Source organism: Pengzhenrongella sicca (genome assembly GCF_017569225.1).
Classification (GTDB): Bacteria; Actinomycetota; Actinomycetes; order Actinomycetales; family Cellulomonadaceae; genus Pengzhenrongella; species Pengzhenrongella sicca.
The window spans coordinates 1,395,263-1,413,356 of sequence record NZ_CP071868.1; the positions used below are offsets into that span (position 1 = coordinate 1,395,263).

15 protein-coding genes are annotated in these 18,094 nt (G+C 73.6%); 11 read left to right on the plus strand and 4 right to left on the minus strand.

Features of this window, described 5'->3' with window-relative positions; translation table 11 throughout:
• Positions 1–51: 51 nt before the first annotated feature.
• Both J4E96_RS06345 and J4E96_RS06350 read right to left on the minus strand, forming a co-directional pair.
• Positions 52–1,029: a hypothetical protein gene (locus J4E96_RS06345; protein ID WP_227424927.1), complete on the minus strand. Its 978-nt coding sequence runs from the start codon at positions 1,027–1,029 to the stop codon at positions 52–54.
• 99 nt (positions 1,030–1,128) lie between these two features.
• Positions 1,129–2,055: an Fpg/Nei family DNA glycosylase gene (locus tag J4E96_RS06350; protein WP_227424928.1), complete on the minus strand. Its 927-nt coding sequence runs from the start codon at positions 2,053–2,055 to the stop codon at positions 1,129–1,131.
• Positions 2,056–2,194: 139 nt separating this feature from the next.
• On the opposite strand from J4E96_RS06350, the gene J4E96_RS06355 reads away from it, so the two are divergent.
• Positions 2,195–4,024 carry a proline--tRNA ligase gene (locus J4E96_RS06355; protein WP_227424929.1) on the plus strand — a complete coding sequence of 610 codons (1,830 nt, stop codon included), beginning with the start codon at positions 2,195–2,197 and terminating at the stop codon, positions 4,022–4,024.
• Between the two features lie 139 nt (positions 4,025–4,163).
• On the opposite strand, the gene J4E96_RS06360 is transcribed toward J4E96_RS06355, so the two are convergent.
• Entirely contained in the window at positions 4,164–5,126 is a 963-nt protein-coding gene (locus tag J4E96_RS06360) for a DUF4439 domain-containing protein (RefSeq protein WP_227424930.1), read from the minus strand.
• A gap of 130 nt (positions 5,127–5,256) precedes the next feature.
• Between J4E96_RS06360 and J4E96_RS06365 the strand changes: the two genes are divergently transcribed.
• The 5 genes from J4E96_RS06365 to rbfA all read left to right on the plus strand — a co-directional run bounded on the left by J4E96_RS06365 (position 5,257) and on the right by rbfA (position 10,926).
• On the plus strand, positions 5,257–5,808 hold the full coding sequence (locus J4E96_RS06365; RefSeq protein ID WP_227424931.1) for a ribosome maturation factor RimP: 552 nt from the start codon (positions 5,257–5,259) through the stop codon (positions 5,806–5,808).
• A gap of 1 nt (position 5,809) precedes the next feature.
• Entirely contained in the window at positions 5,810–6,904 is a 1,095-nt protein-coding gene (gene nusA / locus J4E96_RS06370) for a transcription termination factor NusA (RefSeq protein WP_227424932.1), read from the plus strand.
• Entirely contained in the window at positions 6,901–7,248 is a 348-nt protein-coding gene (locus J4E96_RS06375; protein ID WP_227424933.1) for a YlxR family protein, read from the plus strand. The genes nusA and J4E96_RS06375 overlap by 4 nt, the downstream gene beginning before the upstream one ends.
• 198 nt (positions 7,249–7,446) lie before the next feature.
• Positions 7,447–10,314 carry a translation initiation factor IF-2 gene (gene infB / locus J4E96_RS06380; protein WP_227424934.1) on the plus strand — a complete coding sequence of 956 codons (2,868 nt, stop codon included), beginning with the start codon at positions 7,447–7,449 and terminating at the stop codon, positions 10,312–10,314.
• Between the two features lie 126 nt (positions 10,315–10,440).
• The gene (gene rbfA / locus J4E96_RS06385) at positions 10,441–10,926 is read left to right on the plus strand and encodes a 30S ribosome-binding factor RbfA (protein WP_227424935.1); all 486 of its coding nucleotides are present in this window, start codon (positions 10,441–10,443) and stop codon (positions 10,924–10,926) included.
• A 29-nt stretch (positions 10,927–10,955) separates the two neighbouring features.
• Here the strand turns inward: rbfA and J4E96_RS06390 are convergent, their stop codons facing one another.
• On the minus strand, positions 10,956–12,413 hold the full coding sequence (locus tag J4E96_RS06390; RefSeq protein ID WP_227424936.1) for a DHA2 family efflux MFS transporter permease subunit: 1,458 nt from the start codon (positions 12,411–12,413) through the stop codon (positions 10,956–10,958).
• Positions 12,414–12,494: 81 nt separating this feature from the next.
• On the opposite strand from J4E96_RS06390, the gene J4E96_RS06395 reads away from it, so the two are divergent.
• The 5 genes from J4E96_RS06395 (at position 12,495) to J4E96_RS06415 (ending at position 18,093) form a co-directional block, all read left to right on the plus strand.
• Complete coding sequence (locus J4E96_RS06395; protein WP_227424937.1) at positions 12,495–13,130, plus strand: TetR/AcrR family transcriptional regulator; 636 nt, start codon at positions 12,495–12,497, stop codon at positions 13,128–13,130.
• On the plus strand, positions 13,127–14,134 hold the full coding sequence (truB, locus tag J4E96_RS06400; protein WP_227424938.1) for a tRNA pseudouridine(55) synthase TruB: 1,008 nt from the start codon (positions 13,127–13,129) through the stop codon (positions 14,132–14,134). The genes J4E96_RS06395 and truB overlap by 4 nt, the downstream gene beginning before the upstream one ends.
• 122 nt (positions 14,135–14,256) lie before the next feature.
• On the plus strand, positions 14,257–15,300 hold the full coding sequence (locus J4E96_RS06405; RefSeq protein ID WP_227424939.1) for a bifunctional riboflavin kinase/FAD synthetase: 1,044 nt from the start codon (positions 14,257–14,259) through the stop codon (positions 15,298–15,300).
• 89 nt (positions 15,301–15,389) lie between these two features.
• A complete protein-coding gene (gene rpsO, locus J4E96_RS06410) occupies positions 15,390–15,659 on the plus strand; it encodes a 30S ribosomal protein S15 (RefSeq protein ID WP_227424940.1) in 270 nt (89 codons plus the stop codon).
• 205 nt (positions 15,660–15,864) lie between these two features.
• Positions 15,865–18,093: a polyribonucleotide nucleotidyltransferase gene (locus tag J4E96_RS06415; protein ID WP_227424941.1), complete on the plus strand. Its 2,229-nt coding sequence runs from the start codon at positions 15,865–15,867 to the stop codon at positions 18,091–18,093.
• Position 18,094: the final 1 nt, after the last annotated feature.

Below are 18,094 nucleotides of genomic sequence, written 5' to 3' on the forward strand. Positions count from 1 at the left end.
GAGCCCCGCACACTCGCCCTGCCATCGGGTCACCGGCGCCTCAGTGGCGCCTCACCGGCGCACGCCGGCGGCCGCCAGGCGCGCGCGCAGCGCGGCGGGTGCGCCGAGGTCGGCCGTCGTCCAGCGCACCACGGCGACGTCCAGCCCGCGCAGGCGGTCCTCCCGGAGCTGCTCGGCCCAGCGCATCGCCGCCCCCGGGCGCACCGCCGGATCCGCGCGTCCGTAGGCCGCCCGGCCGTCGAACTCGCCCGCGACGCGGTGCCGCTCCCACCAGAAGTCGACCCGCCCGATCGAGCCGCCCCGGTCCGCGAACGCGGCCTGCCGCGCCGGGGCCGGTACCCCGAGGGCGTCGAGGACGACGGCCGACCAGGACTCGCCCGGGCTCTCGGACAGCGGGGACGCGAGCTCGCGGGCGAGGCGGGCGTTGCGCACCCGCCACAGGCGCGGCATGCGCGCGAGCGCGGTGTCGAGGTCGTCGTGCGTGACGGAGCCGGCGCGCAGCGCGGCGTCGGCGGCCGCCACGCCCGCCTGGACCGTGTGCCAGCGGGCGACGTCGAGCGCCGCGCGGGCCGGGCCGGCCACGAGCGCGCCGTCGCGCCGCACGACGTCGTCGGCGCCGAGCGGGCCCGTCGGCCGGATCAACCCGCCCCCCGAGCGGCCGCCGGGGTAGGCGCGGGCGACCGTGATCGCGGCGGGCGGCGTGCCGAGCAGCGGGAGGCCGTGCAGCACGAGCGCAGCGGCCCCCGTGAGGATCGGTTCGCCGCCTGCGACGTGACCGGCGGCGCGGCGCTCGGCGTCGGCGGCGAGGAAGGCCCGCACCCGCAGGAGGTAGGCCTCGACCGGGAATCGGGCCGGGTCCGCGAGCGCGTACCAGCCGTGGTGCAGGCGCACGAGCCGACCCGTGCGCACGAGCTCGCGCACCTCGGCGTGCCCGAGCCCGGCGCGTTCGAGCGCGTGCCGCCCGAACACGCGCGGCGGGCCGCCGGGAGCGAGGCCGTCGAGCAGGTCCGAGGCAGTCGTGGTGTCCATCGCCCGACCGTGCCCACCCGCGCCGGCCCAGCCAAGCCCCCGCCGGCCGGCCTGTGGACATCTCGCCGTCCACCGCGCCCACGGGAGGGTCGCCCCAGGTCAGCGCAGGAGGCGGCTGAGCCGACGGTCGGCGAGGGGGTGGCCGTCCGTCTGGCAGGTGGGGCAGTACTGCAGTGCCGAGTCCGCGAAGCTCACTTCGTGCACGGTGTCGCCGCACGGGACGCCGTCCCACCCCGGGCACGGAAGGCCCGCGCGGCCGTGCACGCGCATGCCGCGCCGCTTGGAGTCCTTCAGCTCCGCCGCGGGCTTGCCCGCCGACGCCGCGATCGCCTCGGTCAGCACGTCGCCGATCGCGACGTGCAGGGCCGCGATCCGGGCTGCGCTGAGCGAGCGGGTGAGCGCGAACGGGCTGGTGCGCGTCACGAGCAGGATCTCGTCGGAGTACGCGTTGCCGATCCCCGCGATCACCGACTGGTCGCGGAGCAGCCCCTTGATCTGCTGGTTGCGCGCGGCGAGCAGGGCCGTGAGCCGCTCGACGGTGAACTCCGGGCTCAGCGGCTCGACGCCGAGCGTCGCGATCGCCCGGACCTGCTGCGGGTCGTCGACGACGTGCACCGCGAGCCGCTTGCGCGTGCCTGCCTCCGTCAGGTCGAACCCGGCGCCGTCGTCGAATCGCACGCGCAGCGCCAGCGGCGACTTCCCCGGGCGCACGCGCGTCGTGGGGGCCTTGTCCGACCAGCGCAGCCACCCGGCCCGGGCGAGGTGGAAGACCAGGTGCGGGCCGGCGTCGTCGGCGAGGTCGGCGGCCGACGACGCCGGCGCACCCGGGGGCGGGCCCGTCGCCACGTCGAGCCACTTGCCGTGGCGCGACACGCCCCGCACGGTCTGCCCGACGAGGTCGGCCGGCGCGGGGGCGAACGTCTTGAGCGCGCTGATCGCGCCGATGTCGGCGGCGGCCACGGCGTGCCCGACCGTCCGCTCGCGCAGGAAGCGCGCGAGCGCCTCGACCTCGGGCAGCTCCGGCATCCGCCCATCGTGGCGCACCGCGCGCCGATGCACCGCCCGAACGGCGTGGTGGGCGCAGCGGGTGCGGCGACGGGAGCGGGTAGGCGGGGGAGCGAGGCCGCGGGTGGAGCGGGCGGCCGCCGACAGTAGGCTGACGCCCATGCTGCTGCGGATGTCGTCCCTGTTCGTCCGGACTCTGCGGGAGGACCCGGCCGACGCCGAGGTGGACAGCCACCGGCTCCTGGTGCGCGCGGGGTACATCCGCCGCGCCGCGCCCGGCATCTACACCTGGCTCCCGCTCGGGCTGCGCGTGCTGCGCAAGGTCGAGGCCGTCGTCCGCGAGGAGATGGACGCCGCCGGCGCGCAGGAGGTGCATTTCCCCGCGCTCCTGCCGAAGGAGCCGTACGAGGTCACGGGCCGGTGGACCGAGTACGGCCCGAACATCTTCCGGCTCAAGGACCGCAAGGGCGGGGACTACCTGCTCGCGCCCACGCACGAGGAGCTCTTCACGCTCCTGGTCAAGGACCTGTACTCGTCCTACAAGGACCTGCCGCTGTCGCTCTACCAGATCCAGACGAAGTACCGCGACGAGGTGCGCCCGCGCGCGGGCCTCATCCGCGGCCGCGAGTTCGTGATGAAGGACGCCTACTCGTTCGACATCGACGACGCCGGGCTCGAGGCGTCCTACCAGATCCAGCGCGACACCTACCGGCGGATCTTCGAGCGTCTCGGCCTCGAGTACGTCATCGTCGCGGCGACGTCGGGCGCGATGGGCGGCTCGCGCAGCGAGGAGTTCCTCACGCCGACCCCGATCGGCGAGGACACTTACGTCCGCTCGGCCGGCGGCTACACCGCCAACGTCGAGGCCGTCACGACGCCCTCCCCGGCGCCGATCGACTTCGCCGATGCCCCGGCCGCGCACGTCGAGGACACCCCGGACACGCCGACGATCGACACGCTCGTCGCCGTCGCGAACGAGCGCTTCGGGCGCCCCGACCGCGCCTGGACGGCGGCCGACACGCTCAAGAACGTCGTCCTCGCCCTCGTGCAGCCGTCGGGTGCGCGCGAGCTGCTCGTGGTGGGCCTGCCGGGCGACCGCGAGGTCGACCTCAAGCGGCTCGAGGCGTCGCTCGCCCCCGCGGAGGTGGAGACCGCGACCGCGGCCGACCTCGCGACGCGGCCCGAGCTCGTCAAGGGCTACATCGGCTCCGCCGCGCTCGGCGAGAACGCCGGGACGGACGCGAAGGGCGCCCCGCTCGGGGTCCGTTACCTGCTCGACCCGCGCATCTCGATCGGCACCCGCTGGATCACCGGCGCCAACGAGCCCGGCCGGCACGTCTTCGACCTCGTGGCGGGGCGGGACTTCCTCGCCGCGGGCCAGGGCGGCGCGGCGAACACGGTCGAGGCCGCCGAGGTGCGCGCCGGCGACGAGGCGCCAGACGGCTCCGGCCCGCTCGAGCTCGCGCGCGGGATCGAGATCGGCCACATCTTCGCCCTCGGCCGCAAGTACGCGAAGGCGCTCGGCCTGACGGTGCTCGACAAGAACGGCAAGGCGACCGTCGTGACCATGGGGTCGTATGGCATCGGCGTCTCGCGCGTCCTCGCGGCCCTCGCGGAGGCGCACCACGACGACGCCGGGCTCGCGTGGCCCGCGCAGGTCGCCCCCGCGCACGTCCACGTCGTCGCGACCGGCAAGGACCCCGCCGTGTTCGAGGCGGCCGAGTCCATCGCGACGACGCTGTCGAGCCGCGGCATCGAGGTGCTGTTCGACGACCGGCCCAAGGTCTCGCCCGGCGTGAAGTTCGCGGATGCGGAGCTGCTCGGGGTGCCGCTCGTCGTCGTGGTCGGCCGCGGGCTGGCCGACGGCGTGGTCGAGGTGCGCCCGCGCGTCGCGAGCGCCGACGCCGACGCCCCGCAGGCCGAGCAGGTCCCGGTCGCCGACGCCCCGGACCGCATAGCCGAGCTCCTAGACGCCCTCCTCCCGAGCTAACCCCCGCCCCACCCCGCTAGCCCCCCCCGCCCACCCACCCGCCGCGACCCGGTTTTCAGGGGAATGTGTGCGTGTGGCGCACACATTCCCCTGAAAACCGGGGCTGGTGGCGGGGCTGGGCGGGCGGGGTGGGGGTGAGTTAGAGGCCCGGGAAGGGTGGGGTGGGGGCGCCCCAGGTGGCCGCCTCGTTCGTGGCCTCGGCCAGCGCGTCGATCAGCGGTGTGCGCGCGTCGGGGTCGGCGCTTGCCACGAGGGCCGCGTACGTCGCCGCGAGGGACTGCTCCATGGTCTGGGCCAGGGTCGCGGCGGTCGCGGGGTCCTCGAGACCGGCCGGGAGCGCGTAGGCGGTCCGGCGTGGGTCCAGGCCGGTGCGCGAGATCCCGGCGGCGACGGCCCAGTCCTGCGCGCGGCTCCGGTGCACCGCGGCGCGCGCGAGGGCGTTGGCGCGCATCGTCTCCGACTGCTTCGCCGCGATGACCTCGTACCCGTACGCCGCCTCGTCCTCGGCCGCGACCAGCGCGCTCAGCGCGCTCGCCGGAACGCCGGCCGGGGCCTGGTCGGGCGCGACGAGGCCGGGCAGCTCGGGCACGGCCGGGGTCGCGGCGCCCGCGAGCTGCCGCGCGAGCAGGAGCCGCTCGGCGGCGATCGAGGCGAGCAGCCGCGCGAGCGCGCCGTCGGGCACCGTCTCGGCGTCGGCGCGCGCGTTCGCCGCCGACTGGGTGAGCTGCGTGACGACGGCGTCCGTCGAGGCCGCGGCGACCTCGCCCGGCGCGGGGTCGGTCGTGGCAGTGCTCGAGGGCGAGGGCGAGGCCGCCGAGTCGGCGTAGACCCCGCCGAGCGCGAGCAGGTGCTCGCCCGCGTGCGCGGCAACCGTGGCGCGGACCGCGGTCGCCGGGTTCGCGGGATCAGCGGCCGGGTCGGAGGCGAGCACCTCGAGGCTCAGGGCGTCGGCGCTCCCGCGCTGGCGCGCCGACTCGGTCGCGTCGGGGGTCAGCGGGGCAGGCGCTTCGGTCTCGAGCCGAACCCCGCAGCCCGCGAGCAGGCCGGCGAGGGCGACGGTCGCAACGAGCGCGCGCACGGACGTGAGCGGTCTGGTAGCCATCGCGGGTGATCCTGCCACGTCCCGCGTGTGCGAGCCCCGCGCCCGGGACTCGATAGGCTGGGGTCCGCACAACTTCACACAGGGTCGAATCCACGCCGGGTTGCCCGGTTGGAGCCGACAGGAGATGAGCATGGCGACGCCAGCAAGCACGCAGCGAGTTCGCACGGCGGTCGAACCGGTCGTCACCGCAGCAGGACTGGTCCTCGACGGACTCGAGATCAGCGCGGCCGGGCGGCGCACCGTGGTGCGCGTGACGATCGACCTGGCCGAGGACGCCGTCGGGAGCCTCGACCTCGACACCCTGGCCGCGGTCTCGCGCGAGGTCGGTGCCGCGCTCGACGCGGCGTCCCCCGTCCCGGGTGAGTACACCCTCGAGGTCAGCACCCCCGGCACGAGCCGCCCGCTGACCGAACCCCGCCACTTCAAGCGGGCCCGCACGCGGCTCGTGCGCCTGAACCTGCGCGAGGGCGTGGCCGCGTTCGGCCACGTCAGCGGCTCGGCGTTCGGCCGCATCACCGACGTGACGGACGGCCGGCTGACGCTGAGCCCGGTCGACGCCGCCACGGGCCGTGACGTCACCGGCGTACCCACCCACATCGCGCTCGCGGACATCACGAGCGCAGCAGTCGAGGTCGAGCTCACCCACGCCCCGGCCGGCGACGACCCAGACGAAGAGAGCTGACATGGACATCGACATGACGACCCTGCGGATGCTGGAGCGTGAACGCGACCTCAGCCTGGACGTGCTCGTCTCGGCCATCGAGCAGGCCCTGCTGTCCGCCTACCACCGCACGCCGGGCGCCCGCGAGAAGGCGCGTGTCGTCGTCGACCGCAAGTCGGGTCACGTCACCGTGTGGGCCACGGACGACGTCGTCGTCGGCGAAGACGGGGTCGCGAGCGACCCGGGCCCCGAGTACGAGGACACGCCCGACGGCTTCGGCCGGATCGCGACCGCGACGGCCCGCCAGGTCATCGTCCAGCGCCTGCGCGACGCCGAGGACGACCAGGTGCTCGGCAACTTCCGCGGCAAGGAGGGCGAGGTCCTCGCGGGCGTCATCCAGCAGGGTCGCGATCCGCGGGTCGTGCTCGTCGACGTCGGCGGCACCGAGGCCGTCCTGCCCGCGCACGAGCAGGTGCCCACCGAGAAGTACGTGCACGGCGAGCGGCTGCGCGCCTTCGTGCTCGATGTCGGCCGCGGCCCGCGCGGGCCGCAGATCACGCTCTCGCGCACGCACCCCAACCTCGTGCGCAAGCTGTTCGCGCTCGAGGTCCCCGAGGTCGCCGACGGCTCGGTCGAGATCATCTCGATCGCGCGCGAGGCCGGGCACCGCACCAAGATGTCGGTGCGCACGAAGATCCCCGGGCTCAACGCCAAGGGCGCCTGCATCGGGCCGCTCGGCTCGCGCGTGCGTGCGGTGATGTCCGAGCTGCACGGCGAGAAGATCGACATCGTCGACCACAGCGACGACCCCGCCGAGATGGTCGCGCACGCCCTCTCGCCGGCCCGCGTCCTGTCGGTCACCGTCGTCGACGCCGTGGCCCGCTCGGCCCGCGTCATCGTGCCGGACTTCCAGCTGTCGCTCGCGATCGGCAAGGAGGGACAGAACGCCCGCCTCGCCGCGAAGCTCACCGGGTGGCGGATCGACATCCGGTCCGACGCCGCGGTCGCCGAGCCCGCGCACGAGGGTCGGCCCGACGCGACGGCCGGCGGGCCGACCTCCGCACCCGGCGGCGCCGCGACCCACGACGCCGAGGGATCATCCGGTAACGCTCGGTGAGCCGGAGCGTTAGACTTGGGGGTGCTGGGCCCGAAGCCCGGCGCTCCCGCGCGAGCGCTCCCGAGTCGATCCCTGGCCCGGTCCGCACGTGCGTAGGGTGCCGGTCGCAGGGTTCCAGGTCCGTCTTGCACCGCGTGGTGGCGACAGACTGCGGCCCGGGAGAGATTCCGGTGCTGGTCATCGACACCGGGCGGAGCCTGCCGGGCAGGGGAGCGTGGCTGCACCCCGATCCTTCGTGCCTCGAGCTTGCCGAGCGCCGTCGGGCGTTCCCTCGGGCCCTGCGCATAGCGGGTCCGGTGGACACCTCTGCGGTGCGCGGCTTCCTTGCGGCACGGGAGCACTAGCCAGCACGACGATCGGCGGTGAGTGCTTCCGAAGCCCTCGCCTGAGCAGTGACCGAACATCGACACGAAAGCGGGTTGGAAGCCGATGGCTGCCCGATGAGCATCCAACGATGAGTTCCCAGCGATGAGTACCCAGCGATGAGTACCCAGCACTAACGACGGTCTGACCCTGTCCGGGCGGACCGAGACAGGAGAGTTGTGGCCAAGGTCCGCGTATACGAGCTCGCTAAAGAGCTCGGTGTGGAAAGCAAGACGATCATGAACAAGCTGGGCGAGCTCGGAGAGTTCGTCCGCTCGGCATCCTCGACCATCGAGCCGCCGGTTGTGCGCAAGCTGCGCGACCTGTACCCGGCCGGTGCGTCCGACGGTGCCGCTACCCCGGCAGCGCCCAAGCCCGGTGGCTCCAAGCCCGCAGCGCCCGCCGTACCGGCGACGCCCGCCGCGACCGCTGCACCGGTGGCGCCCGCCGCACCGGCCGCGTCGAGCCCCGCACCCGCGGCGCCCGCCGCTCCCGCCGTCGTCGCACCGGCTGCCTCGGCGCCGCGCGTCGCGCCCGCACCCGGCCCGCGGCCCGCCCCGGCGGCGCCCGCGCCTGCCGCCGCACCCGCGACGGGTGGTCGCCCCGGCGCCCCTCGTCCCGGCAACAACCCGTTCGCGCCGAGCCAGGGGATGCCGCGCTCCGGCGGATCCGGCGCGGCGCCTGCTGCTCCCGCGGCCCCCGCCCGACCGGGCGCGGCCCGCACGAGCGGACCCCGCCCCGGCAACAACCCGTTCGCCCCGAGCCAGGGCATGCCCCGGCCCGGCGAGCGTCGGGTCGACCCGGCCGCGGCCGCGGGAACTCCCGCCCCCGCAGGCGAGCGTCCCGGCGGTCCCCGTCCCGGCGGCCCCCGCCCGGGCGGACCGCGTCCGAGCCCCGGCATGATGCCGCAGCGCACCGCGGTCGGTCGCCCCGGTGACCGTCCGGCCAGCGGCCCTGGTGGTGGGCGCGCCGGTGGCGGTGCCCGTCCCGGCGGTGGCGGCGGCTACGCCGGTCGTCCCGGCGGCGCCGGTGGCGCTCCGGGTGGAGCGCCCGGCGGCTTCGCCGGTCGTCCCGGCGGCGGCGGTCGTCCCGGTGGTGCCGGTCGCGGCAGCACGCAGGGTGCCTTCGGCCGCGCCGGAGGCCGCCCCGTTCGCGGGCGGAAGTCGAAGCGCGCGAAGCGCCAGGAGTTCGAGCAGATGCAGGCGCCCTCGCTGGGTGGCGTGCAGGTGCCTCGCGGCAGCGGCACGACCCCGGTCCGCCTGCGTCGCGGCTCGTCGCTGAACGACTTCGCGGACAAGATCGACGCGAACCCGGCCAGCCTCGTCACGGTGCTGTTCCACCTCGGTGAAATGGTGACCGCGACGCAGTCGCTCGACGAGGACATGTTCGGCACGCTCGCCGCCGAGCTCGGCTACGTCATCGAGATGGTCTCGGCCGAGGAAGAGGACCGCGAGCTGCTCGGGGCCTTCGACATCGACCTCGACGCCGAGCTGGCGGACGAGGACGACTCGCAGCTCAAGGCCCGTCCGCCGGTCGTGACCGTCATGGGTCACGTCGACCACGGTAAGACGAAGCTCCTCGACGCGATCCGCCAGACCGACGTCGTCGCGGGCGAGGCCGGTGGCATCACCCAGCACATCGGTGCCTACCAGGTCCGCACGATGCACGAGGGCGTCGACCGCGCCATCACCTTCATCGACACCCCGGGTCACGAGGCGTTCACCGCCATGCGTGCACGTGGTGCGCAGGTCACCGACATCGCGATCCTCGTGGTCGCGGCCGATGACGGCGTGATGCCGCAGACGATCGAGGCGCTCAACCACGCCCAGGCGGCCAACGTGCCGATCGTGGTCGCGGTCAACAAGGTGGACAAGGAGGGGGCCAACGCCTCCAAGATCCGCCAGCAGCTCACCGAGTACAACCTCGTGGCGGAGGAGTACGGCGGCGACACGATGTTCGTCGACGTCTCCGCGCTCAAGCGCATGGGTATCGAGGCACTCCTCGAGGCCGTGCTCCTGACGGCCGACGCCGCGCTCGACCTGCGGGCGAACCCCGACAAGCCGGCGCGCGGTGTGGCCATCGAGGCGAACCTCGACAAGGGCCGCGGTGCGGTTGCGACCGTGCTGGTCCAGTCCGGGACGCTGCACATCGGCGACGCGATCGTGGCGGGTACCGCTCACGGGCGGGTCCGCGCGATGTTCGACGAGCACGGCGAGGCCGTCACGGCGGCCGGTCCGGCGCGTCCGGTCATGGTGCTCGGTCTGGCCTCGGTGCCCGGCGCCGGCGACACGATCCTCGTGGCGTCCGACGAGCGGACGGCGCGGCAGATCGCCGAGAAGCGCGAGGCCGCCCAGCGGGCCGCGCTGCTCGCCAAGCGCCGCAAGCGCATCAGCCTCGAGGACTTCACTCAGGCGCTCCAGCAGGGCAAGGTCGAGACCCTCAACCTGGTCCTCAAGGGCGACGTGTCCGGTGCCGTCGAGGCGCTCGAGGACTCGCTGCTCAAGATCGACGTGGGCGAAGAGGTCGAGCTGCGGGTCATCCACCGTGGGGTGGGTGCCATCACGCAGAACGACGTCAACCTGGCCACGGTCGACAACGCGATCATCATCGGGTTCAACGTCAAGTTCGCCGAGCGGGTCGAGGAGCTGGCGGACCGCGAAGGCGTCGACGTCCGGTTCTACTCGGTCATCTACGCCGCGATCGACGACGTCGAGAGCGCGCTCACGGGCATGCTCAAGCCGGAGTACGAGGAGGTCCAGCTCGGTACCGCAGAGGTGCGCGAGGTGTTCCGGTCCTCCAAGTTCGGGAACGTCGCGGGTTCGCTCGTGCGGTCCGGGACGATCGTCCGCAACTCGAAGGCGCGTGTGCTGCGCAACGAGAAGGTCATGGGGGACAACCTCACGGTCGAGTCGCTCAAGCGGTTCAAGAACGACGCCACCGAGGTCCGCGAGGGCTACGAGTGCGGTATCGGGCTCGGCTCGTTCAACGACGTCGAGATCGGCGACGTGATCGAGACGTTCGAGATGCGCGAGAAGCCCCGCAAGTAGGGGGTCGTGGCACGGCAGTAGCGGTTCGGCCCGGGTGACGACACGCGTCGTCGCCCGGGCCTTCCCGTCCGCCCGGGTACCGGGCGCTGGTAGTACTGGAAGCTCGTCCGAGAAGGAGTTCAAGTCATGGCTGATCACGCACGCGCGCGCAAGCTCGCCGACCGGATCCAGGTCATCGTCGCGAAGATGATCGACACCCGGGTCAAGGACCCGCGGCTCGGCTTCGTCACGGTGACCGATGTGCGCGTCACCGGCGACCTGCAGCACGCGTCGGTGTTCTACACCGTGCTCGGCGACGAGGAGGCCCGCGCCGGTTCCGCCGCGGCGCTCGAGAGCGCGAAGGGCCTCATCCGGTCCGAGGTCGGCAAGCAGACCGGGATCCGGCTGACGCCGTCGCTCGAGTTCGTGCTCGACGCCGTCCCGGAGGTCGCCGCGACCCTCGAGGCCGCGCTGCACGAGGCGGCCCGTCGCGACTCGGAGGTCGCGGCCCTCGCGGCCGGCGCCGTCTACGCAGGCGACGCCGACCCGTACCGCAAGCCCGAGCCCGCGTTCGACGAAGAAGACGACACCGACGACGGCGAGCCCGCCGAGCCCGCGGACCGCGACGCGTAGACCGCCGTCGGCGGAACCCGGCGGGCCAGCTAGTCCGCGCGCCGGTGCCGGGGGAGCCAGAGCGTCGCGACGGCGCCCAGGGCGAGCACCCCGGCGCCGGTGAGGATGGCGGCGCGCAGGCCGTCGTCGTAGCCGGTCGGGGTCAGCGTGCCGCCGCTCGCCTGGAAGACCGCGACGAGCACCGCCACCCCGAGCGCGACGCCGATCTCGCGGATGGTCGAGTTCGTCGAGCTGGCGGTGGCGTGGTCGTCGGGGGCCATGTCGGCGAGGACGGCGGTCGCGCTGGGCGCGAACGTCAGGCCCATGCCCACCCCCGCGAGGACGAAGCCGGGCACCAGCGAGCCGTAGGCGGCCGTCGTCGTGGTCAGGACGGCGAGCCAGGTTAGCCCGACCGCCTGGAACGTGAGCCCCGTGGCGAGCAGGACGCGCACGCCGACGCGGGGAGCGAGCAGGCCCGCGATCGGTGCGACGATCATCGGGGCGGCCGTCCACGGCAGGGTCCGGATGCCCGCCTCCAGCGGCGTGTACCCGCTGACGACCTGCAGGTACTGCGCGAGCAGGAACACCGACCCGAACATCCCGAGGCTGAACGCGAGGGACGTGACGTTGGCGACCGAGAAGCTGCGCGAGCGGAACAGGCGCAGGGGGACGAGCGGGTACGCGGTCCGGCCCTCGTGCCACCCGAACGCCGCGATCAGCGCGATCCCGGCCGTGAGCGAGCCCGCGACGGTGAGCGAGGTCCAGCCGAGCTCGTTGGCGCGCACGATGCCCCAGACCGTGGCGAGCACCCCCGCGCCGACCAGCACGAGCCCGGCGATGTCGAGCGGCTGGCGGCGCCCGTAGGACTCGGGCAGGGCGCGCAGGATCAGCGGCACCGCGATGAGCGCGATCGGGACGTTGAGCCAGAAGATCGCCTGCCAGGAGAAGCCGTCGACGACGGCGCCGCCGATCACGGGACCGAGCGCCACGCCCAGCCCCGAGACGCCGCCCCAGACGCCGATGGCCATCGCGCGGCGCGAGACGGGCACGGCGCTGGCGAGCAGGGTGAGGGAGAGCGGCATGATCGCGGCCGCGCCGACGCCCTGGACGGCGCGGGCCGCGATGAGCGCGCCGGCGCTCGTGGCGAGCGCGGAGCCGATCGACGCCAGCGTGAAGACGGCGATGCCGCCGAGGAACAGGCGCCGGCGACCCCACCGGTCGCCGAGCGTCGCGGCGGCGAGCATGAGGGTCGCGAACGCCAGGGTGTAGGAGTTCATCATCCATTGGAGCTGCTCGACGCTCGCGCCGAACGCGGTCTGGAGGACCGGCAGCGCGCTGGTCATGACCAGGTTGTCGAGCGAGGACATGAACATCGGCAGGGACGCCGCAGCGAGCGCCAGTGCGAGCGGGACGGCCCGCGGGGCGGGGGCGGGCCGGCCGGCCGGGGCGACCGGGGCGGGACCGGCGGGCGTCGGCCCGAGCGGTCCGGGGGGAGCGCTGATGGTCATGAGATCTCCTGTGAGCACGCGGTAAGCATCGGATGATAACTACTCTCCCGACCGTAGTTATCGACTGATAACCTGTCAACCATGACTTCCGGAACCGCCCTTCGACGCATGACGGCGCACGAGCGCCGCGAGCAGATCCTGCACGCGGCGCGGTCGGCGTTCGCGGACGGCGGCTACGCCGCCACGACGACCGACCAGGTCGCGCGCGCGGCGGGCGTCTCGCAGCCCTACGTGGTCCGCCTGTTCGGGGGCAAGCAGCAGCTCTTCGTCGAGGTCTACACCCGGGCGTGCACCCAGATCGTCGACACCCTCGCGGCGGTGCCGGCGGGGCCTGAGGCGAAGGCGCGGATGGGGGACGCCTACATCGGGTTGCTCACCGACCACGACCTGCTTCGCCTGGTGCTGCACGGCTTCGCCGCGGGCTCGGACCCCGAGATCGGCCGGCTCGCGCGCGCGACGCTCAGCGACGCGTTCCGGCTGTACCGCGAGCGGACGGGGGAGGGTCCGGACGAGGCCCGGGTGTTCGTCGCCCACGGCATGCTCATCAGCGTGCTCCTCGCGGTCGACGCGGCCGAGCACCTGGGCGAGAGCGCGGCCCTCGCGGCGCTCGCGGAGTGCACGTTCGGCGACGCCCTCGGCGCCGCCAGCGTCGGTGCGACCAGCGTCGGTGCGGCCAGCGTTGGTGCGACCGGCGCGCACGCGGCGGTGTCCCGATGATCGCGACGCCGGCCGCGGAGAGCGCGCCTCGGGCGGGCAGAGCGCCCCGGAAGCCCCGGACGGACCGCGGCCCGCGCGCCGCGCGCCGACCGACGGCCGCCGACGGCCTCGTCATCGTCGACAAGCCCGCGGGCTGGACCAGCCACGACGTCGTCGCGCGGATGCGCGGGATCGCGGGCACGCGCAAGGTCGGCCACGCGGGCACGCTCGACCCGATGGCGACCGGGGTGCTCGTGCTCGGCATCGGCCGGGCGACGAAGCTGCTCACGTACGTCGTCGGCGCCGACAAGGAGTACACCGCGACCATCCGGCTCGGCGTCGCGACGAACACCGACGACGCCGAGGGCGAGGTCATCGCGACCGTCGACGCCGCCGCGGTCACCCGCCCGGCGATCGACGCGGGAGTGGCCGCGCTCACCGGGCCCATCGAGCAGGTCCCCTCGACCGTCAGCGCGATCAAGGTCGACGGCCAGCGCGCGTACGCCCGCGTGCGCGCCGGCGAGCAGTTCGAGCTCGCCGCGCGCCCGGTCACGATCGTGAGCTTCACCGTGCACGACGTACGTGCCGAGGAGCTCGCCGACGACGGCGGCACGGCCGTCGACGTGGACGTCACCGTCGTGTGCACCTCGGGCACCTACATCCGCGCGCTGGCCCGCGACCTCGGCACCGGGCTCGGCGTCGGGGGGCACCTGACGGCGTTGCGGCGCACGCGCGTGGGCGGCTACCCGATCGGGCTCGCGCGCACGCTGGACGAGCTCGAGGCGCACCCCGACTCGACGCCGCTCGAGGTGCTGCCGCTCGCGGCCGCGGCGCGCGCGACCTTCCCGGTGCGCGAGCTCACCGCCGACGAGGCGACGGCGTTGTCCTACGGCAAGCGCATCGACGCGGGCGAGCCCGCCCCGAGCGACCCGATCGCGGCCATCGCACCGGACGGCACGCTCGCCGCGCTGCTGACGGCCGACGGCCCTCACGCCCGCCCGGTCCTGGTCTTCGCCCCCGCCTAGCCGCCGCCCCGGCCGGCTCGGTGCTTGGGCCGCGCGGCGGGCGTGGCAGTCTTGTCCTCGCTGTTGCCCTGGGGTGGCGGGACGGCAGGACCAGATCACTGACTGCAACTCAGGAGCGTTTCGTGCACCGTTGGACCGACCTCGCCGAGGTACCGACCGGTTTCGGACCCTCGGTGGTCACGCTCGGCAACTTCGACGGCGTGCACCGCGGGCACCACAGCGTGCTCACCCGGATGGTCACGGACGCGCGCGCGGCCGGGGCGCGGGCGGTCGCGGTCACCTTCTCTCCGCACCCCGCGCAGGTGCACCACCCGGACACCGCCCCGCCGCTGCTCACGGGCGACGAGGACCGCCTGCTGCTGCTCGAGCGCACGGGTCTCGACGCCGTCCTGATGCTCACCTACACGCTCGACTTCGCGCGGCAGACGCCGGAGGAGTTCGTCAGCCGCTACCTGGTGCACGCCCTCGGCGCGCGCACCGTCGTCGTCGGCCGCGACGTCCGGTTCGGCTGGGAGAACGCGGGCGACCTCACGACGATGACCGAGCTGGGCGCGAAGTACGGCTTCGCCGTCGACGTCATCGAGGACCTCGCGGCCGAGCCGGAGCCCGAGGCACCTCTCGGCCGGACGCCCGACGAGGAGCACCTGTCGCGCGTCGCGGACCCGTTGCACCGGCGCTGGTCCTCGACCTGGGTTCGCGAGCTGCTCACCGACGGGCGGGTCACCGAGGCCGCGAGCATCCTCGGCCGCCCGCACCGGGTGCGCGGCGTCGTCGTGCACGGTGATGCGCGCGGCCGCGAGCTCGGCTACCCGACCGCCAACCTCAGCGCCGACGCGGCGGGCATGGTCCCGGCCGACGGCGTCTACGCGGGCTGGCTGCGCCGGCTCGACCTGGCGCCCGACGCGGCCGACGCCGTGCTGCCCGCCGCGATCTCGGTCGGCACCAACCCGACGTTCGACGGCGTCGCCCGCCGCGTCGAGGCCTACGTCCTGGACCGGACGGATCTCGACCTGTACGGCGAGGACGTCGCGTTGGAGTTCGTGGCCCGGTTGCGCGCGACGCTGCGCTTCGACTCGATCGACGAGCTGGTCGCGACCATGCACGACGACGTCGCTCGCGCCCGCGAGCTGCTCGTCGCGGCGGGCGGGCCGCCCGCCGGCTGGTAGTATCAGGTCGCCGTCAGATCGGCCGCGGACCCAGAGCGCTCGGGTGGATGTGCCCCAGAGCACCGCGCAGCGAACACACTAGGAGAACCGTGCCCCTCGACGCAGTAAAGAAGCAGTCCATCATGACCGAGTACGCCACGCACGAGGGCGACACCGGGTCTCCTGAGGTCCAGATCGCCATGATGACCGCTCGGATCACCGACCTGACCGAGCACCTCAAGGAGCACAAGCACGATCACCACAGCCGCCGCGGGCTGCTGCTCATCGTCGGCAAGCGCCGCCGGATGCTCAGCTACCTCAAGCGCATCGACATCGGCCGCTACCGCGCGCTGATCGAGCGCCTCGGCCTGCGCCGCTAGCACCATCCGCCAGCCCGGACCTCACTGAGGTCCGGGCTGGCGTTGCGAGGGCCCTGTGCCCCGCCCCCTAGACGTCACCTGCACAACCCACGCGCCGCCCCGGCTCCGCCGGTCCTCGGTAGTGGCCCGCGGAGCCTCGCTCCGCAGGCCTCCATCGAAGATCGCAACGAAGCGGTCGGCGCCTTCACGAAAGAGGAGGGTACCCATGGAGGGTCCCGAGATCGAGTTCAGCGAAGCCATCATCGACAACGGCAAGTTCGGCAAGCGCACGGTGCGCTTCGAGACCGGGCGCCTCGCGCGCCAGGCCGCCGGCTCCGCCGTCGCCTACCTCGACGGCGAGACGATGCTCCTGTCGGCCACGACGGCCGGCAAGCACCCGAAGGAGCAGTTCGACTTCTTCCCGCTCACGGTCGACGTCGAGGAGCGGATGTACGCCGCCGGGCGCATCCCCGGCTCGTTCTTCCGCCGCGAGGGCCGCCCGTCCACCGAGGCGATCCTGGCGTGCCGCCTGATCGACCGCCCGCTGCGGCCGACCTTCATCAAGGGCCTGCGCAACGAGGTCCAGGTCGTCATCACGGTGATGGCGCTGCACCCCGACGACTCGTACGACACGCTCGCGATCAACGCCGCGTCGCTCAGCACGCAGCTGTCCGGCCTGCCGTTCGACGGCCCGATCGCCGGTGTGCGCATCGCGCTGGTCGACGGCCAGTGGATCGCGTTCCCGAAGTACTCCGACAAGGAGCGCGCCGTCTTCGACATGGTCGTCGCCGGTCGCATCGCTGGTGACGACGTCGCCATCATGATGGTCGAGGCCGAGGCCACGAACGATTCCTGGAACCTCATCTCCGAGGGTGCCGGCGCGCCGACCGAGGCCGTCGTCGCCGAGGGCCTCGAGGCCGCCAAGCCGTTCCTCAAGCTGCTCTGCGAGGCGCAGTCCGACCTCGCCGCTCGCGCCGCCAAGCCGGTCCGCGAGTTCCCGCGCTTCCTCGACTACCAGGACGACACGTACGCCGCCGTCAAGGCCGTCGTCGAGGCCGACCTCACCGTGGCGCTCACCATCGCGGACAAGCACGACCGCGAGGCGCGCCTCGACGAGATCAAGTCCGCCGCGGTCGCGCAGCTGTCCGGTCAGTTCGAGGGCCGCGAGAAGGAGCTGTCCGCGTCGGTTCGGGGCATCACCAAGCAGCTCGTGCGCCAGCGCGTGCTCACGGACGGCGTCCGCATGGACGGCCGCGGGCTCGCGGACATCCGCACCCTGTCCGCCGAGGTCGAGGTCCTGCCCCGCGTGCACGGTTCGGCGCTGTTCGAGCGCGGCGAGACCCAGATCCTGGGCGTCACCACGCTGAACATGCTCCGCATGGAGCAGCAGCTGGACACGCTCGCGCCCGAGACGCGCAAGCGCTACATGCACAACTACAACTTCCCGCCCTACTCGACCGGGGAGACGGGCCGCGTCGGCTCGCCGAAGCGGCGCGAGATCGGCCACGGCGCGCTCGCCGAGCGGGCGCTCATGCCCGTCCTGCCGAGCCGCGAGGAGTTCCCCTACGCGATCCGCCAGGTCTCCGAGGCGCTGGGCTCCAACGGCTCCACGTCGATGGGCTCGGTCTGCGCCTCGACCCTCTCGCTGCTCAACGCGGGCGTGCCGCTGCGCGCACCCGTCGCCGGCATCGCGATGGGCCTCATCTCCGACACGGTGAACGGTGAGACCCGCTACGCGGCCCTGACCGACATCCTCGGCGCCGAGGACGCGTTCGGCGACATGGACTTCAAGGTCGCCGGTACCCGCGAGTTCATCACGGCCATCCAGCTCGACACCAAGATCGCCGGCATCCCGGCGTCGGTGCTCGCGTCGGCCCTGACCCAGGCCCGCGACGCGCGCCTGGCGATCCTCGACGTGCTGGCCGAGGCCATCGACGTCCCGGACGAGATGTCCCCGAACGCCCCCCGCGTCATCTCCGTGAAGGTGCCGATCGACAAGATCGGCGAGGTCATCGGGCCGAAGGGCAAGATGATCAACCAGATCCAGGAGGAGACCGGCGCCGACATCTCCATCGAGGACGACGGCACGGTCTACATCGGCGCGACCGACGGCCCGTCGGCCGAGGCCGCTCGGGCCGCGATCAACGCCATCGCCAACCCGATGATGCCGGAGATCGGCGAGCGCTTCGTGGGCACCGTGGTCAAGACCACGACCTTCGGCGCGTTCATCTCGCTCTCGCCGGGCAAGGACGGGCTGCTGCACATCTCGCAGATCCGCAAGCTCGTCGGTGGCAAGCGTGTCGAGAACGTCGAGGACGTCCTGACCGTGGGCCAGAAGGTCCAGGTCGAGATCGGCGAGATCGACCCGCGCGGCAAGCTGTCGCTGCACGCCGTGGTCGAGGGTGACGACGCGGCGGAGTCCTCCGCCGCCGTGCCGGCGAACGCCGACGTCTGAC

Bases quoted from the DNA above. Each gene is read 5' to 3' on its own strand.
- J4E96_RS06345 (WP_227424927.1), bottom strand. From the start codon at position 1,029: ATGGACACCACGACTGCCTCGGACCTGCTCGACGGCCTCGCTCCCGGC.
- J4E96_RS06350 (WP_227424928.1), bottom strand. From the start codon at position 2,055: ATGCCGGAGCTGCCCGAGGTCGAGGCGCTCGCGCGCTTCCTGCGCGAG.
- J4E96_RS06355 (WP_227424929.1), top strand. From the start codon at position 2,195: ATGCTGCTGCGGATGTCGTCCCTGTTCGTCCGGACTCTGCGGGAGGAC.
- J4E96_RS06360 (WP_227424930.1), bottom strand. From the start codon at position 5,126: ATGGCTACCAGACCGCTCACGTCCGTGCGCGCGCTCGTTGCGACCGTC.
- J4E96_RS06365 (WP_227424931.1), top strand. From the start codon at position 5,257: ATGGCGACGCCAGCAAGCACGCAGCGAGTTCGCACGGCGGTCGAACCG.
- nusA (WP_227424932.1), top strand. From the start codon at position 5,810: ATGGACATCGACATGACGACCCTGCGGATGCTGGAGCGTGAACGCGAC.
- rbfA (WP_227424935.1), top strand. From the start codon at position 10,441: ATGGCTGATCACGCACGCGCGCGCAAGCTCGCCGACCGGATCCAGGTC.
- J4E96_RS06390 (WP_227424936.1), bottom strand. From the start codon at position 12,413: ATGACCATCAGCGCTCCCCCCGGACCGCTCGGGCCGACGCCCGCCGGT.
- J4E96_RS06395 (WP_227424937.1), top strand. From the start codon at position 12,495: ATGACTTCCGGAACCGCCCTTCGACGCATGACGGCGCACGAGCGCCGC.
- truB (WP_227424938.1), top strand. From the start codon at position 13,127: ATGATCGCGACGCCGGCCGCGGAGAGCGCGCCTCGGGCGGGCAGAGCG.
- J4E96_RS06415 (WP_227424941.1), top strand. From the start codon at position 15,865: ATGGAGGGTCCCGAGATCGAGTTCAGCGAAGCCATCATCGACAACGGC.